At 57.7% G+C, this 13860-nt stretch carries 22 protein-coding genes; 4 read left to right on the plus strand and 18 right to left on the minus strand.

Annotated elements, in window-relative coordinates:
* Positions 1-110: 110 nt before the first annotated feature.
* From C5B91_RS20030 to C5B91_RS20060, 8 genes are read right to left on the minus strand one after another with little or no spacing between them, the layout of a single operon-like run.
* Positions 111-1136, minus strand: coding sequence for a tyrosine-type recombinase/integrase (locus C5B91_RS20030; RefSeq protein WP_115820255.1), 1026 nt, complete (start codon positions 1134-1136; stop codon positions 111-113).
* Positions 1133-1339 carry a hypothetical protein gene (locus tag C5B91_RS20035; protein WP_115820216.1) on the minus strand — a complete coding sequence of 69 codons (207 nt, stop codon included), beginning with the start codon at positions 1337-1339 and terminating at the stop codon, positions 1133-1135. The genes C5B91_RS20030 and C5B91_RS20035 overlap by 4 nt, the downstream gene beginning before the upstream one ends.
* Positions 1332-1895, minus strand: coding sequence for a hypothetical protein (locus C5B91_RS20040; protein ID WP_147298798.1), 564 nt, complete (start codon positions 1893-1895; stop codon positions 1332-1334). The genes C5B91_RS20035 and C5B91_RS20040 overlap by 8 nt, the downstream gene beginning before the upstream one ends.
* Positions 1888-2142, minus strand: coding sequence for a hypothetical protein (locus C5B91_RS22015; RefSeq protein WP_147298799.1), 255 nt, complete (start codon positions 2140-2142; stop codon positions 1888-1890). Before C5B91_RS22015 ends, C5B91_RS20040 begins: the two co-directional genes overlap by 8 nt.
* Complete coding sequence (locus tag C5B91_RS20045; protein ID WP_115820218.1) at positions 2139-2666, minus strand: hypothetical protein; 528 nt, start codon at positions 2664-2666, stop codon at positions 2139-2141. Before C5B91_RS20045 ends, C5B91_RS22015 begins: the two co-directional genes overlap by 4 nt.
* A complete protein-coding gene (locus C5B91_RS20050; protein WP_115820219.1) occupies positions 2663-2854 on the minus strand; it encodes a hypothetical protein in 192 nt (63 codons plus the stop codon). The genes C5B91_RS20045 and C5B91_RS20050 overlap by 4 nt, the downstream gene beginning before the upstream one ends.
* Positions 2851-3213 carry a hypothetical protein gene (locus tag C5B91_RS20055; RefSeq protein ID WP_115820220.1) on the minus strand — a complete coding sequence of 121 codons (363 nt, stop codon included), beginning with the start codon at positions 3211-3213 and terminating at the stop codon, positions 2851-2853. The genes C5B91_RS20050 and C5B91_RS20055 overlap by 4 nt, the downstream gene beginning before the upstream one ends.
* Complete coding sequence (locus tag C5B91_RS20060; RefSeq protein ID WP_115820221.1) at positions 3210-3749, minus strand: hypothetical protein; 540 nt, start codon at positions 3747-3749, stop codon at positions 3210-3212. The genes C5B91_RS20055 and C5B91_RS20060 overlap by 4 nt, the downstream gene beginning before the upstream one ends.
* A gap of 53 nt (positions 3750-3802) precedes the next feature.
* Here C5B91_RS20060 and C5B91_RS20065 point away from each other — a divergent pair, with 53 nt between their 5' ends.
* On the plus strand, positions 3803-4042 hold the full coding sequence (locus C5B91_RS20065) for a hypothetical protein (RefSeq protein WP_115820222.1): 240 nt from the start codon (positions 3803-3805) through the stop codon (positions 4040-4042).
* On the opposite strand, the gene C5B91_RS20070 is transcribed toward C5B91_RS20065, so the two are convergent.
* The 3 genes from C5B91_RS20070 to C5B91_RS20085 are packed head-to-tail and all read right to left on the minus strand — an operon-like array spanning position 4029 to position 6168.
* Positions 4029-4346 (minus strand): hypothetical protein, encoded by a 318-nt coding sequence (locus tag C5B91_RS20070; RefSeq protein WP_115820223.1) that lies wholly within the window; start codon positions 4344-4346, stop codon positions 4029-4031. The two genes, C5B91_RS20065 and C5B91_RS20070, sit on opposite strands and share 14 nt — an antisense overlap.
* Positions 4343-5539 (minus strand): J domain-containing protein, encoded by a 1197-nt coding sequence (locus tag C5B91_RS22765; protein ID WP_233514305.1) that lies wholly within the window; start codon positions 5537-5539, stop codon positions 4343-4345. Before C5B91_RS22765 ends, C5B91_RS20070 begins: the two co-directional genes overlap by 4 nt.
* Positions 5536-6168 carry a DNA-binding protein gene (locus C5B91_RS20085; RefSeq protein WP_115820224.1) on the minus strand — a complete coding sequence of 211 codons (633 nt, stop codon included), beginning with the start codon at positions 6166-6168 and terminating at the stop codon, positions 5536-5538. Before C5B91_RS20085 ends, C5B91_RS22765 begins: the two co-directional genes overlap by 4 nt.
* 337 nt (positions 6169-6505) lie before the next feature.
* Between C5B91_RS20085 and C5B91_RS20095 the strand changes: the two genes are divergently transcribed.
* Entirely contained in the window at positions 6506-6853 is a 348-nt protein-coding gene (locus tag C5B91_RS20095) for a winged helix-turn-helix domain-containing protein (protein WP_233514306.1), read from the plus strand.
* Positions 6854-6858: 5 nt separating this feature from the next.
* Here the strand turns inward: C5B91_RS20095 and C5B91_RS20100 are convergent, their stop codons facing one another.
* Positions 6859-7131: a hypothetical protein gene (locus tag C5B91_RS20100; protein WP_115820226.1), complete on the minus strand. Its 273-nt coding sequence runs from the start codon at positions 7129-7131 to the stop codon at positions 6859-6861.
* A 231-nt stretch (positions 7132-7362) separates the two neighbouring features.
* Between C5B91_RS20100 and C5B91_RS20105 the strand changes: the two genes are divergently transcribed.
* Both C5B91_RS20105 and C5B91_RS20110 read left to right on the plus strand, forming a co-directional pair.
* Complete coding sequence (locus tag C5B91_RS20105; protein WP_115820227.1) at positions 7363-7575, plus strand: hypothetical protein; 213 nt, start codon at positions 7363-7365, stop codon at positions 7573-7575.
* 61 nt (positions 7576-7636) lie between these two features.
* Positions 7637-7990, plus strand: coding sequence for a hypothetical protein (locus C5B91_RS20110; RefSeq protein WP_115820228.1), 354 nt, complete (start codon positions 7637-7639; stop codon positions 7988-7990).
* Here C5B91_RS20110 and C5B91_RS20115 read toward each other — a convergent pair whose 3' ends face one another.
* From C5B91_RS20115 to C5B91_RS22770, 6 genes are all read right to left on the minus strand, one after another.
* Positions 7991-9001 carry a Cdc6/Cdc18 family protein gene (locus tag C5B91_RS20115; protein ID WP_115820229.1) on the minus strand — a complete coding sequence of 337 codons (1011 nt, stop codon included), beginning with the start codon at positions 8999-9001 and terminating at the stop codon, positions 7991-7993.
* 906 nt (positions 9002-9907) lie between these two features.
* The gene (locus C5B91_RS20120; RefSeq protein ID WP_115820230.1) at positions 9908-10261 is read right to left on the minus strand and encodes a hypothetical protein; all 354 of its coding nucleotides are present in this window, start codon (positions 10259-10261) and stop codon (positions 9908-9910) included.
* Positions 10258-10491 (minus strand): hypothetical protein, encoded by a 234-nt coding sequence (locus C5B91_RS20125; RefSeq protein WP_115820231.1) that lies wholly within the window; start codon positions 10489-10491, stop codon positions 10258-10260. Before C5B91_RS20125 ends, C5B91_RS20120 begins: the two co-directional genes overlap by 4 nt.
* Positions 10488-10781, minus strand: coding sequence for a hypothetical protein (locus C5B91_RS20130; RefSeq protein ID WP_115820232.1), 294 nt, complete (start codon positions 10779-10781; stop codon positions 10488-10490). The genes C5B91_RS20125 and C5B91_RS20130 overlap by 4 nt, the downstream gene beginning before the upstream one ends.
* A complete protein-coding gene (locus C5B91_RS20135) occupies positions 10778-11146 on the minus strand; it encodes a hypothetical protein (protein WP_233547766.1) in 369 nt (122 codons plus the stop codon). Before C5B91_RS20135 ends, C5B91_RS20130 begins: the two co-directional genes overlap by 4 nt.
* Before the next feature lies 1 nt (position 11147).
* Entirely contained in the window at positions 11148-13838 is a 2691-nt protein-coding gene (locus C5B91_RS22770) for an HPP family protein (protein ID WP_233514307.1), read from the minus strand.
* Between the last annotated feature and the right edge of the window lie 22 nt (positions 13839-13860).

Here is a 13860-nt window from a genome sequence, read left to right on the forward strand (position 1 = left end):
TGGGACCGCCCGGTTTCGAACCGTTGACGACAACGGACTCCTGAAACCGTCGAACCCACTAACGATACTCGACGCTGCTCGTAGGATGCAAACGTTGACATTGTTTCACTTCAGTCGAGGCTCAATTTATCCATGTGCGGGCCTCTCCGCAGCTCCATCTCTTCGAGTTTAGTGGCGACGTCGTAGTGGCGGTCGATGACTCGCTGCGAGGCGTTGACGCGCTCCGCGGTCACCTCCTTCGGGATACCCCGATCCTGATGCCACGTGATCGCCCCCGTCCGGATGTGGTGCGGAGCCCTCGACGACGGGCACTTGCTCGCGTGCGTGTGCGACCGAAACTCGCAGTCGTCGGGGTCGTGACCATGCGGACAGGGGCCGAACACGCAGGGCATCGTCGCCCGATAACTCCAGACGCGAACGGTGTTCCGACCGGGACGACCCCGAGTCGACGTGAAAAGCGGTTGTCGACCGTGCTCGTCGTGATTCGACCGCCGATCACCTGCGATATAGGCGTCGACGACGTCAACGACCTCGGGGAGCAACTTCACCATGCGCTCGCCCTTCCGCTTGTTTTTCAGCGGCGTCCCAGTCTCAGGACGGTGGACGAACTCGACATAGCCGACATCGCGATCAAAGTCGCGGAGATCGAGGCCACGAAGCGCACCAAGACGAGCCCCGGTGTGCCACGCGACTTCGAGGAAAGCATGAAAAAGAGACCCGTAGGTCTCGTCATTCGACCGATGGAATCTGAGAATCTCGAGTGCGTCGTCCGTCGCGAGCTTCGTCTCCCGTGACTGCTCGTCCTCGGGGACGCGTGGAACATCGACCTTCTTCGAGAGACCGTCCTCGACGGCACCGATATTTTCGAGGTATTCGACGAGCCCGCGAAGTGTCTCCATCTCGTTATGGAGCGTCGTCGACGCGATGCCCTCCCCGGCGCGATGGGCTCGGTACTCGTCGAGAAGCCATCCGTTCAGCTCGGAGACGGTCTCGATGCCGCGGTCCTCGCACCACGCACCGAAGAGTTTGAGTCGGTAGTGGTAGGAGTCAGCAGAGCCGTCGGTGAGCTCCGTTCGGCGGCGGTCGACGTATCGCTTCCAGGCGTCACGCGGCGAGAGGTCTCGTGGACCAGTCACGGCGACCACCTCGCGCGGTGGACGATGTGACCATCGGCGATCTCCGACTCGACCTCGAAGTCGTCCGCCCCAACGCCGAAGTTCGAAGCGACCTCCGCGCGGAACTCGTCTTCGGACGAACGAACCGACCGGATCACCCCCATGACGTGGTCGAGTTCGTCGAGTCTCTGAAGACGCGTCTCGGACGTTGCACGCTCAGACATGGTGCTGCTCCGTTTCGATTGTCTCGACCCGTTGGAACTGGTCGGTGACTACCACCGCGTACAGGCCCTTGTCTTGGTGGTCGTAGGAGTGCCAGTATGCCTCTGCCCACTCTGTCGCAGGCTCTCCGTCGAGGGTGATCACCGCCTCGCACCACGGACACCAGAACGGGAGACTACTCTTAGTCTCGGATGCCGATGTTCCGCCGTCGGTCAAGAGCGTCTTCTGTTTCGTTGAGGACGAGTCAGCACTTAGCCACTCTTGGAACTCAGAGGCAGGTTCCAATGGCGACGGTGCCGCAGTCTCGCGGCGGGTTGCGTGTGTGAGTCCGAGAACTTGTGACACGACAACTGCCGCAGACTCTTGGACTATCCCACGGATAACCGCATCCGGCTCGTGGGTGTGCCACCCCATGAGGTCCTTCGGCTCGAATCGGTGGGCACACATCACCATCGACGCAACACCGCCCATCGTCGGACGATTCGACATGATTGCTCTCGGCGGCCTCGTGTCCCCAACATTGAGTCGTTGCTGAGTCCCGGATGCCGATTCAGACATCAGCACCACCGTCCAGACGCTCTCTCCGGAGGGTCACGTCCCAGCGCTGCCTCGACCACCAGCCACACTCGATGCACTCGGACTCCGCGAGGAGAGCTGTCCCACAGTCGGGGCAGTTCCAAAGCGTCGTCTTCGAGCCGTCGTCCCAGACTTTCGGTTCGGCTTTGCGCAGAGGGATCTTGGATTCGGTCGCGGTCTCTCCTGTCAGCGTCCGCTGATTGGTCGATTGTTGTGTAGAACGTGTCATATCTCCAGCCACTCCTTGCACTGCTGGATGTAGTTGCGGTTGGTCTCTCGGTACTCCAGAGCACGCTGGCAGATCTCGGGCCACTCGTCGCGCGGAACCGTCGGTTCTCCGAGGTACGGAACGCAGTCCTCGTCGATGTGTGTCGGCTGCATCCGCGCGACTGAGTAGATCGAGCAGAACTCTTCGCTGGTCTTGGCGACGTCTTCGCCGGCCTCGTGGCAGACGCGAATCGCGACATGACCCAGCTCGTGCCAGAGCGTGACGTTCGTCGTCGGTTCGTCCGGCGGCAGGCAGATGAGTCGGTTGTACCCGAACGCCTGCGCCGCCGCGTCTGCGTTTTCGTACAGCGTGCCGACGTTGACCGTCTCTGCTGACAGCGCCGGGAAGTCGCGAAGCGCAACGGGCATTCGCGATTTCACGCTGGCCAACACATCGGTGTCGGCCTGACGCTCGAAGTGCTCAAGAACGCGCCACGATGCAGTTCCGTGGTTGATCGCGTCTATGAGCGTCGTCGTCTCGCTCATCGCAGATCACCCCCAGTGAGTTGCGAGACCTCGGCGCGGATGTCCTCCAGGAGGCCAGCGACCTCGCGGTCAGTCGCATCGGGACCGACGAAGACCGCCGCGCAGACGTCGTCGCCCTCGACGAGCGCGAGCGACTGCTTGCGGTCGTCGTCGAACGACCCCGACACCGTGTTTCCGGTCTGGCTCATGACAGCCACCCCCGGACACGGCCGAGAATAGACGGATCGCGCCCGACTCTGACGTACGGGCCTTCGTCTTCGGTTTTGTAGCCCTCGTGAATCGCCATCTCGTTGTAGCAGTCGCGAATCGAAGGTTCGCTGACGTCGCCAGCTTCGGCGACGACTTCCTGGGTCTGCTTCTCGTTGACCAGCAAGCCGGCGAGGTAGACCGCACTCGCAGCGACGACCTTCGGAGACCGGTTGATCGGGTGCGTGAGTTCAGCACGACGCGCGAGGTCGAACGCTTTGTCGCGGCACTCGTTCGAGACGTAGCCATCCAACTCGTCAACGACGTCGTCGACGAGTTCGTGACCGAGACGGCGGTTCATACCCGACCACCTCCGGCAGCGACGACCAGACATGCCAGCAGACTCGTGAATAATGAGAACCCCGATGCAATCAGCATCAGATCCGGAAAATGAATGGTTAATGAAACCGGGATGAACCCGAAAAACAATGACAAGACGGCTGTGGGTGCGACCACTTCCTCGCGCAATATTGCGTTCTTAATGTGCCCCCACTTCGAACTCGGAATAACGATATCCCAGTCTCCCTCTCCGTCGGGCTCGACCAGGAGTTGATCGCCGATGAGCATCTGGATCGAGCCGGGCTCGTAGCCTTTCTCTTCGAGAATGCGGACGAAGTCGAACGACCGCTTCCACGGGATCGGCTTCTCGAAGGTGAACTCCGGCATGTCGCCGTTGGGAAGGACTAACCGAAGCAAAATCTCATTCGACTTCTGGTCCTCGATGTGGGTGACACGACCGCGGACGTACCGCCCGTCGACAGTCTGCGTCGAGATCTCCAAGAGTTCGTCCGAGAGATCCTCGGCGACGTCCTCCTGACGCGTCTGTGTCTTCGTCATCGCAGGTCACCTCCTCGAAGGGTTCCAGCACGCCACGTCCAGACTTTCTCTCCGTGAGCGCCGCACTCGCACTCGAACCGCTCTTTCCGCCACTCGCAGCCGGGACCGGTTTCGTTGACCCACTCAACGCGATCGTCCGTCTCGCAAAACGGGCAGACGCCTTGTTCGTCCGACCGGCGAGTAAACACGACGCGAACGACTTCGACGACTTCGTGGTCGTCATCGAGCTCGATGTCGTCCAGCTCTCGGCGGTGCGGGAGTCCAACCGCGTTGGAGGTCTCACTCATGGCTGACCTCCGGTCTCTCGAAGGTGATCGAGCGAGCGTGGAAGCTCACCGATTTAATCGACCAGCTGAACTTCTGCGCGAGTTCGAGCGTCGCCTCGATGGCGAAGTCGGCGTCTGGGTCGAACCAGACGATTTCGGAGCCGTCACGGTCACACTCGATGTGGCGGACGCCTTCGAGGCCGCTGACCGTCTGGAGCCACTCGTTGATGTGAATCTCCTCGTACTGCAGCGCCTCGCGGATGAGTTCGCGACTGCGCTCGTGGTTCGCACCGTCGAGGGCGTCCTGCAGCGACGTGATCGCGGGCGTCATCCGAGCATCGCCTCCTTGGCCTCTTGCAGCTCGTTGAACAGTTCGAGACGGCCGCCCTTGTCCGGGTGCCGTTTCTTGACCGCCTCACGGAACGCATCGCGAATCTCTTCGTCGGAGGCATCGGGCTCGACGCCAAGCACTTCGTGCGCGGGTCGCGGCGCTGCGACGACATCATCATCGGCCGGTGGCAACCGAGCGTTGGCGAATTCGCTTTCGCCGGTCGCGACTGGTCGGTTCTCCATCTTCCGCTTCTCCTCCAAGTAGAGGCCCACCGCGCGGACGTTGTCGCGGAACTCCGAGTAGCGGTCGCAGGCGACAGCGAACTGTTCGCCGTCCTTCGTCCAGCGGACGACGAAAGACGGGTCGTCAGGGTTTGCCCGAGCGTATGGGCGCTTGTCCTTCTGACGTTGTCTCGCGTCGAATTCGTAGTCGAAGTCATCGACACCGATGCGTTTGAGCGACCGTTCGAGCCGGGTGAACGCGCTCGTGAGCGAAATCGAGAACTTCGTCGTTGATTCCCGATCACTCGGCGGGGTCCGCTCGAAGTTTGCGGGCCAGTTGATACGGCCACCATCCGTCTCGATACCTTCGCCACGATCGACCCCGGCGAGATTGAACTTCCGGACGATGACGCCGGTGTTCGCGTCAGCGGCTCGTTTCGAGCCCGCGATCAGCGCGCAGCCGATCGCTTTGGCTTGGTCGGGCGTGAACGTCGTCGAGAACGAAACGCTCTGGAACTCTTCGGCGACCTCGAAGATGACGTTCTCCGTCGTCGCCTCGACGTAGAGCTGGTTGACTCGGTCGCTCAGCTCTGCACTCACTCCTCCCTGCGCGGTGGTCGGCTCGATGTTGAGGTTGACGTGCATCTCCTCGGCACCGGCGTGCTCTTGGGCTTCGGGGAGTGGCGGTTCCCACTCGCGCGGTTTCGACGTCGTCTCGTGCGCGAGCCGCCGGTGAAGCGTGTCCAGCGAGATGCCGAGCGTTTCGGCGACGGTCTCGAACGCGCCGAGCGAGGCTTCAGCGTTTCCGCCGTCGGTCGCGACGCCGTCGCCGCGGTCGACGTCGTCCTCATCATCGTGTTCGTCTTCGAGGTCCTCGACGAGCCAGTCGTGCTCGTCCTCGAAGCGCTGAACCAGCTCGCAGTCGCGGCAGAGCCGCCCCTGACACGGCGACCCGCAGATGCCACAACTCATTGCTCTTCACCACCGTCGGCGACGGCTTCGGCGAGTTCGAGACCAGCAACGTGAGCCATGTGCTCAGCCTCTCCAGCGAGCATCTGGCGCGCCAGCGGAGTCGACTGAACCGCCTTCGTCCGCTTGTCGAGTGGCTCCCGGTCCAGCACGCCCATATCAACGAGGTCATCGATATTTGGGTAGATCTGAGCGTTGCTGACTTCGTGACCGTACCACTCACTCAGGGACCGCTTCACTTGGACGCCGTACGGCGACTCGCCCTCTTGGTTCTCGAACTCGATGACGGCCTTGACGAGTTGCTGCTGGAAGCCGGTCAGATCAAGCCAGCGAACGCCGCCGTCGGCGACGACGTGCTCTCTGCCGGCGTCGTCTTCGGCGACGCGTTCGATGAGCCACTTGAGTGGGACCGCGTCCTTCCTCCACTTCGAGACTTCGAGACCGTCGACGTGTGCTTGCTCAACACCATCGCGCGAACCGTTGAGGCGTCCGAGCCAGAAGCCAGCTTCGTGGCCGGACATCCCGGTCTCTTTTCCGAGACGGCGTGCGGTGAGAACCGTCCACTCACCGGGGTCGAGTTCTTCGCGAAGGTGTTCTGCGATGCGGTCGAGATTTTCGTTGTTGTGACTCATGATCTTAGTTCTCCTGCGCGATGTCGGTCGCGCGGAGGTTCGGCAGCGTGCAACCGCACGGGACAACCGTGCGAGTCGCGGGCCCACTCGCGGCGAAGCCCTCGATGGGCGTTGCGCACGCGGGGCAGTTAGTTGACGCTTCGTCGGGCGTGTCGCGGGATTTATTCCGTGCCCGCGAGAGTGCTGATTTGGTCGTCATTGTAGCTGACGCCCCGTGCTCGGGTCCTGTCTCAGCAGGAGTCCGAGCGTTTTCCGCGACATGTCTGCCACGGTGAGAGTCGTCAATCCGAACGAGATTGCCAACATACATAAATCTATGCTTAACATAGACTCCAATATGGAAGACGAGTTTAGAGAATGTATAACATCGAATATGTCGGCCAAGCGGTATCAATATCTGGCGGGAGACCAGCCAAATATGGTAATGAGAAAACGCGCGGAGTGGATGCGGAGTGTCGATGATCAGATCCTTGAGCATCTCCGCGACGAGGGTGCTGGAACCCCGAAGTCGATCTCTAATGTTCTGGACAAAAACAACGACTACATCGGAGAGAGGTGCAGAACACTCACCAAATATGGTTTGCTTAACAGGCCTTCCCGAGGGTTTTATCTCATTAACGACGACGGAATCGCGTATCTCAACGAGGAACTCGACGCAAACGAACTCAACCCAAGTGAGAGCTGATCGTTTCATTCCCAATCGACCTCCAACTCCAGGAAGACCTCGCGCATCCACTCTGGCTCGTCAGGATCGTCGACGCGACCGTCGGTGTCGAACGCGTCGATGAACGTCGCACGCTGATTTGAATCCACACCGTAGACCCAGCGATGGCCTTCGTGATGGACATCGAGGCGCGCGGCGTAGTCCGCGTCAGAAGTAATCTCGATGCGGACCACGAACCCGCTCAGCAACCGCAGTTCTCGACTCGTTCCGTTCGGGCTACTGCCAATCGTCGTTGACATACCTGTGCCGATGAGGATGTGGTATAAACGATTTGGAGGGAGGTGAGCGAATAACCCGACTTGGAATACCTAATGTGCTGTTTTCAGGGGTTTCATAGCCATATACTCACAAACTACCAAAATGAGCGAATGAACGAATAACCGCGCAGTCTGTCGATTATCGACATGAACGAATCCATCTCGCTAAGAGAAGCATTAATTACTAGTCGTCTGAGTGACTAATACTCGACTATGGCAACGTCGGTCCCAAGCAAGCATACGGTGGATGGTAGCGTCGACTTAGACGTCGACTTCCCAGAACAGAGGGAATACGAGAACGCAGAAAACGCGGAACTCGACACGAAACTGGTGGAGGCAATCTCCGCAGCACAGGCTGCTGGTAACGATCACCTCGAAGAACTGCTGTCACTCGAATTGGGTTCGCACTATTACCGGACCCGATAAGCGATTTCAGCGGCTGTTTTCAGGCTAGACATTTATTTGAACTGACTGATTATCCGTGGTCATGAGTCACACGGATGAGGAGTACGAGCGTATCAAGGAACTGCTTTTAGAACATCGAGGAAAAGGAAACGAGATCAGCTCGCGGGAAATCAACGAGGTGGTCGGCCTCGATACTGTCGGTTCTTTCCCACAGACGCGAGAGTGCATCCGCGAGATAATGCTGAAAGAGAGGATCCCGATAATCGGTGGCTCGAATGGCTACTACATTGCGACGACAGAGTCTGAGGTTTCGGAAGCGCTGGATACTCTCGACAGCCGGATAACGAGTACAGCAAAGCGTAAGATGCTACTCGAACGGGCAGCGACCGCATGGAGTGATGATATCGAGTCAGAGGATGACTACGATATCCTGTAGTCAATACTCGACTGCTGTATATCGGGTCCCTTTGGTCGCTCCTTCTTTCTCAATGAGCCGATAGCGTTCGAGTGCCCCAAGATATCGGCGGCGTGTCGGCTTCGATTTCGAGTTGCCGATTCTCGACTCGTACCGGTCGTGCAACTGTTTTGATGTTACTCCATCGGCACCACCCTCGCGAATGATGTCGAAGAGGAGTCGCTTGTGCGTGGAAAGACGTTCGACGTTTCGCTCGTGGACTTCGACCTCGGCATCCTCTGAGACTTCGTCGATAAGCCCTGGACTAAGTGCATCGAGTTCTCGGATATCGGCGAGTTGAGCCGCCCGACGGAGTTTAGTGATAGCGAGACGCGCGTCGCCAGCTGCACGATCAGCGATATGTTTGATGGTCGCTTCGTCGACGGCTCCGGGATCGAGACCGTGATCGACTCGCGCCCCGATAATATCCGCGAGTTCGTCGTCCCGGTACTTTTCGAGAACGACGGATGCCGCGGCGCGAACTCGTGACTCGACGCGCATATCGAGCGTTGAGAGAAACGCGTCGTCAGAGACACAGACCATCAAGCAGGTGACGTTCGGGATGTCGTAGAGCATCGCGATGAGCGACGGATCTTCGAGGACGTCGACCTCGTCGAGGATGACGACGAACTGTCGGTCCATGTCTCGGATCTTGTCGAGATAAGATGCAACGGGGACGTTCCCGCGTTCGAATTCGAGTGCGAGGTTCGCGTCGCGAAGGAGTGAATGAAGAACGCCAGCGTTAGTCGAGTTGCTGAGACAGTTTGCGTAGGCGGTTCTGGCGTTGAGGGTGGCGCGTTCGAGTTCGCTGACGACGAACCGCGCGAGCGTCGTCTTCCCGGCACCAGAGGGCCCTGTGATGAGGATGTCTGATCCGGGTTCTCCGTCTTCAATCGGCTTCAAGAGTGAGGAAAGGTGGCCAATCTCACCGTTGCGGTGTTCGAGGTCCGCGGGAACGAAACTGTCCCGCAACGCTCTGGCGTCTCGAATCATGTTGACAACATTTGCTGTTCGTTCATTTGAAGAGTCGCAAACCAGAGTGAAAGTGTAGCTGGGGCTTCAGAGAAGTGAACTCACAAAGTCAGCGACCCCATCTGCAAGTATTTGAGACGCTGAGTCGATTGGCTTGGCAACCATGTCGGGCAAGAATTGACTCGTTGTGACTGGAGCGAGTCCCAGACCGATAAGCAGAACCACAGTCAATAGTAGCATGTCTGAAATGACACGGTATAGTCTCCCAAGCGGTGACCATACTGTCACGAGTGCAAAAAGTAAAAAAATCCTCGTAATAGCGCTCACGAAGGCGTAAGGGTACAAAACGATAGCTAACAAAAAGCCAATTACTCCAGATGAATTCTTTACAGTAGTGCCCCCTTTGAGTCGGTCGACTTCATGAGAGACCGCGCGATTGAACTCCGATTTAGTCGTCCCAAGTGTATTCCGAGACATGTGCCTTTCATCGGTATCGAATTAGTAAATGTTGACCAATTTTCAAACCTACAGAAGAACTATCTCTGTGGTGTACTATCTTCGACGCGTGAATCCTCATGCGAGAAAGTCTACATTGGCGTTGTTCAGAGTGTGGAGATACCTATTCTAGGAACGAACCCCGCACATGTTCTACTTGTGGGAATTCGGTCTTTTCCCCAATCGAAATTGAGAGTTCATCGGATGCTGTCGGTCGTGAGACAACCGAGACGTTCGATATTAATTCTGAACTGAATCGTCTCTCCGAGATAACTGAGAGCAAACAAAAAAGTCGAGACGAAGTAACTCACGACCCAGGACAAGAATCTTCGAGATCTACAGACAGCGCTCAGACTGAGTCTGGCGACAATCAAAAAGTGATTTTAGCCCTGCTGAGTCTCTTGATTCTGCTTGGTATTTCGGCGCTGGTATTCATCTGAGTGGCCGCCGATCGCCTTCTGACGGATAAGTAAATATCGCCCAGTTGAGCGCGAGGATGACGAGCAATCCAAGTTCGTGGATGGCGAGCTGCGAAAGTGTCGTGACCGAGGGAACTCCGAAGAGAGCGATAGCAATCAACGCGACACCCAGACCGACGACTGTCGGGGCCATCGAGACCGCGTAGACGGCCCAGATTGGCGTGCCTTCGGGAAGCGTCACGTCGACGTGTGCATCGCTCCTTGATAGTCTTGCATCGATGTCTGTCGCCCACGGGAGCGCGACGAACGCGTGTGTGAGTTCGTGGAGTGGAACTGACGGTGTCAACAGATGCCAGAGAAAACTCACGCGTCAGCCACCTCGGCGACGAAAGGGAGCGCGATGGTGGTCGTCAACATCCCGACCGAGAGATGCGTCGATGCGCTTCCAATGACTGGTGGAAGCGAAGACGCTGCTGAGGAGACCATAACCGCGACCAACACCCAGTTGATAGTGAGGAGGTTGACCAGAGCGCGTTCACGCCCTTCGAGCGCGTCTTCGGCTTCGACCAACCGTTCCCATGTTGTCGTGGCGTTCATTCGATCACCATCCGGAAGAGAAGGACGAAGAGCGCTGCTGCGACGGAGATAAACAAGACCGTCCACGCGATGCTCGCGACAGTCCCAGGCAAAAGCGGGATTGCGATGCCAGCGATCAGCGCGAGCATCACAGCTGGGAGCACGAAGTCTCCGGTCTTCGCGTAAAGTGGGAAAACGACGATCGCGACGATGAACATCGCAATCGTCGACTCCCCAATGAACCCACCCCAACCGTTGTTGCCGAAGACACAGGTGTGCAAATCCGAGGTGAACCAGCAGTCGATACTCATGAGACTTTCATCCCCCTGATGATCTGCCAAATTCCGACGTAGTTGATGAACTGAATCGGCCACCCAAGTGGAATCACGAACCACGCTGGGAAGCCGATGTTCTGGAGTGCGACGGGAAGCATCAGACTCCATTTCAAGAGTCCAACAAACGCACGTGTCGAGTCAGCGGTCAAGCCGAGATAGGAGCCGCCGTCGCCAGCGCGTTCTGCGCGGAACTGGGATGAATCGTCGTTGAGCTGTGCAGCGTCGTCTTGGAGCCCGGTCGCCTTCCCGATGCCGACGGCCGTGTTAAAGCCTGAGCCCTCCATGATGGCTCCGGCGACCGCGCACGAGATGACGATGAGCATGGGTACGGTAACTCTCATTTCAGTAACCTCCGTTGAATTCAGCAACCACGCCGAGCAGCGCGATCGCCCCGGCGAGACCAATGACTTCGATCGGGATTGGAACGATGCCGAGCCAAGTGAGCCCAGTCGCAACCGCAACCGATATCGCCGCGCCAGTCCGTGCCATCGTCGAGGGGAAGAGCGCGCCGATCCCGATAAGAAGAAGATAGCCACCAAGTGTGAGCCATCGCTGATCGACGGGCAAGCTCACGCCAGCGACCCCGCTTATCGGTTTCTGGACCGTAGTGTCTGCCTCGTTTCTGGTGACGGTGAAGTTGACGACCCATTGGGTCTCACTCTCGTTTTGTGAGAGCGGCTCAGTCCGCTGGAAAGATGTTATCGAACCGGCTTGGTTTGTCTCGAAGAGGACATTGCTCCGGTTGCCGCGCTCGAAGACAGTCAAGTTGAGAGAGGCCGTTTGCGATTCGGGATCAGAATAAGCGAATTTGAGTACGTTCGGGTCGGATTCGCCATCGATGTAGGCATCCCACTGGAAGGTTTCCCCTTCCGGGGATCGCCAGACGATTTCTCCGACAGACAGCGTTGCGCTCGTGTCTGTTGAAGCGATGTAGCTTCCGAGTTCGCGTCGGTCTCCATCGGTATTCTCGATGATCAGACGGTAGCGCTGGTCGCGTTCGAGTGTCGTTTTGAACACCCCATCTGAGCCAAAGTAGTCGCCGGTGACCGTGCGCCATTCAAGCGAGCCGTTGTCTTCGATTGGTCTTTCGATGTAGAGAATCGTCTCGCTGGTGCCGAACTCGTTTGTGTTGTCGTTAAGCTGGAACTCGTTGTACACGCTGGATGCGTTTTCTGGGAGCAAGTAAGCTGTTGACTGGTCGTAGACTGATCTCAGGGCCACGGTCCGAAGAACGTAGCCGTCAACCCGAAGCTGCAAAATATATCCTTCCCCAGGCGGGATTCCGGTAAGGTCAATTTGACCGTTCGTGACGTTCTTGGTGAAGATCATCTCTCCGGAGAACAGTCTGGCTTCGACGTCTGCGGTATCGGTGATCACCGCCCCAGAAGAGACGTTGCGGATTGTCACCGTCGACGGTGAGGTGACCAGCTGACTGGTGGAGACTGTATCAACGCCTGATCCGTACTGGTCTGTGACTTGAACACTCCAGTTGAAGGAACCAGATGTCGCCTCGTACTCGGTTTTTGCAGTCCCGTTTGATGAGAGTGTATCTTGACCGACGACAGAGCCATCAACAATGAACTCAACTGTCAGTGAGTCGCCGTCGATAGCAAAGTCACGGTCACTGACTTCGGCCGAGAGGTTCACACTCTGGGTCGTCAGATTTGTTTGGTCTGCCGGGGTGAGTGTGGAGTTATTGACAACTGGCTCGTAGTGGTCGACTGTAAACGACCACGTGGACGATGTGGATGTGGCTCCGTAGCTATCGTTGAGCTCGACGGACCAACTGTGTGAGCCGTCGGTGAGACCCGAGGCATTGTATGACACGACGCCCGCGGAAGAGATCTGTTGTTCGTGGACTGTCGAACCGTCGATAATCCATTCGACAGTCACGTCATCTCCCTGTGCGGATGCGAACTCTGGGTCATCAACTGTCACTGAGAGATTCGGCTGGGATGTCCGTGTGGTTGACCCACCACTCAACGATGGGCCTGATGCAGTCGGCTGCTGGTTTTGGAATCTGACGAAATCGCGGTCGACCTCGGCAACTGGATTGCTCCCATTCTGTTGGAAGTCAACACGAACACGGATGTGTGAAGTCGTTGCTGAAGAGATATCTGCGGTCTTGGTCCCTGCGGTCGTGAACGTCGAGGAAGAAATATTCGACCAAGTTCCGCTGCTATTCTCTTGCCATGTGACAGTTGCGTCGACGTTCGATAGGGTTGCTATCTCAACAACGCCGTCAGTCGCATTCGTCACCTCGTGGGTGTCTGACAGATAGAGCCCGGAATCCTCGTTCGTGTCGATTTTGAAGTCGTCCCAGTATGCGACCGCCTCTTCGGACTTGTCGTTGTGGCGGAAGCCAATCCCTCCAGAACTGAACTCGGACTGGTCATCTGTTCCCTGGAGCTGTAGAATCTGTGTCCCTGACGAGTCAAGCCATGTGACTGTCATTTGTCCGTTAGTGGTCCAATCAACTTCGATTTTGGTCCACTCGTCTATGTGTGTTGACGGATCGAAGTTGGCATCATCAAGCACGTGTGCGCTCCCGTTCGACTTCCGGAGTTCAACCTTCTGATTGTCAAAGTTAAATCGGATGTGGTAGCCGTCGGGAAGTTCCGACTCGCTCTGTGCAGCCCAGTTCAGCCGGTAGTGCACGTATTGGTCTTGGTATCTAAACCGCGTACTGAAGGACTCTCCTGCGGATGGATAGCGGTCGAGACCGGATGTGGACATGAAGCCACTAGATGCTGCTCCACTGGATCCGCGGAGCGCGTAGGAACCGCCGTAGGACGTGGTCGATGTTGACCATGTCCCGCCTCCTGATTCGCTGTACTCTGAGAGATCGTTGTCTTCAAACGAGTCGACAAATGCACCTGGCTCGAAAACAACCCGGCCATTGGTGCCAGAGCCGGTCACGTAGGCATTATCGGTTGTCCCGCTCCGTAGTTCATCGGCTGTGTCGTGATCTGATCCAATTGCGACGTTCGCTGCGCTGACCGGTGCTGCTGTCACTGCCAGCAGGGATGCCACGAGCGCGAAGGTGACTAGACGT

Origin of the sequence: Haloferax sp. Atlit-10N (assembly GCF_003586325.1) — an archaeon.
GTDB lineage: Archaea > Halobacteriota > Halobacteria > Halobacteriales > Haloferacaceae > Haloferax > Haloferax prahovense.

What these genes read in the sequence shown, in the direction of transcription:
- C5B91_RS20035 (WP_115820216.1), bottom strand. Translation starts at nt 1,339, where the DNA reads ATGTCTGAGCGTGCAACGTCCGAGACGCGTCTTCAGAGACTCGACGAA.
- C5B91_RS20040 (WP_147298798.1), bottom strand. Translation starts at nt 1,895, where the DNA reads ATGTCTGAATCGGCATCCGGGACTCAGCAACGACTCAATGTTGGGGAC.
- C5B91_RS22015 (WP_147298799.1), bottom strand. Translation starts at nt 2,142, where the DNA reads ATGACACGTTCTACACAACAATCGACCAATCAGCGGACGCTGACAGGA.
- C5B91_RS20045 (WP_115820218.1), bottom strand. Translation starts at nt 2,666, where the DNA reads ATGAGCGAGACGACGACGCTCATAGACGCGATCAACCACGGAACTGCA.
- C5B91_RS20050 (WP_115820219.1), bottom strand. Translation starts at nt 2,854, where the DNA reads ATGAGCCAGACCGGAAACACGGTGTCGGGGTCGTTCGACGACGACCGC.
- C5B91_RS20055 (WP_115820220.1), bottom strand. Translation starts at nt 3,213, where the DNA reads ATGAACCGCCGTCTCGGTCACGAACTCGTCGACGACGTCGTTGACGAG.
- C5B91_RS20060 (WP_115820221.1), bottom strand. Translation starts at nt 3,749, where the DNA reads ATGACGAAGACACAGACGCGTCAGGAGGACGTCGCCGAGGATCTCTCG.
- C5B91_RS20070 (WP_115820223.1), bottom strand. Translation starts at nt 4,346, where the DNA reads ATGACGCCCGCGATCACGTCGCTGCAGGACGCCCTCGACGGTGCGAAC.
- C5B91_RS22765 (WP_233514305.1), bottom strand. Translation starts at nt 5,539, where the DNA reads ATGAGTTGTGGCATCTGCGGGTCGCCGTGTCAGGGGCGGCTCTGCCGC.
- C5B91_RS20085 (WP_115820224.1), bottom strand. Translation starts at nt 6,168, where the DNA reads ATGAGTCACAACAACGAAAATCTCGACCGCATCGCAGAACACCTTCGC.
- C5B91_RS20095 (WP_233514306.1), top strand. Translation starts at nt 6,506, where the DNA reads ATGGAAGACGAGTTTAGAGAATGTATAACATCGAATATGTCGGCCAAG.
- C5B91_RS20100 (WP_115820226.1), bottom strand. Translation starts at nt 7,131, where the DNA reads ATGTCAACGACGATTGGCAGTAGCCCGAACGGAACGAGTCGAGAACTG.
- C5B91_RS20105 (WP_115820227.1), top strand. Translation starts at nt 7,363, where the DNA reads ATGGCAACGTCGGTCCCAAGCAAGCATACGGTGGATGGTAGCGTCGAC.
- C5B91_RS20110 (WP_115820228.1), top strand. Translation starts at nt 7,637, where the DNA reads ATGAGTCACACGGATGAGGAGTACGAGCGTATCAAGGAACTGCTTTTA.
- C5B91_RS20115 (WP_115820229.1), bottom strand. Translation starts at nt 9,001, where the DNA reads ATGATTCGAGACGCCAGAGCGTTGCGGGACAGTTTCGTTCCCGCGGAC.
- C5B91_RS20125 (WP_115820231.1), bottom strand. Translation starts at nt 10,491, where the DNA reads ATGAACGCCACGACAACATGGGAACGGTTGGTCGAAGCCGAAGACGCG.
- C5B91_RS20130 (WP_115820232.1), bottom strand. Translation starts at nt 10,781, where the DNA reads ATGAGTATCGACTGCTGGTTCACCTCGGATTTGCACACCTGTGTCTTC.
- C5B91_RS20135 (WP_233547766.1), bottom strand. Translation starts at nt 11,146, where the DNA reads ATGAGAGTTACCGTACCCATGCTCATCGTCATCTCGTGCGCGGTCGCC.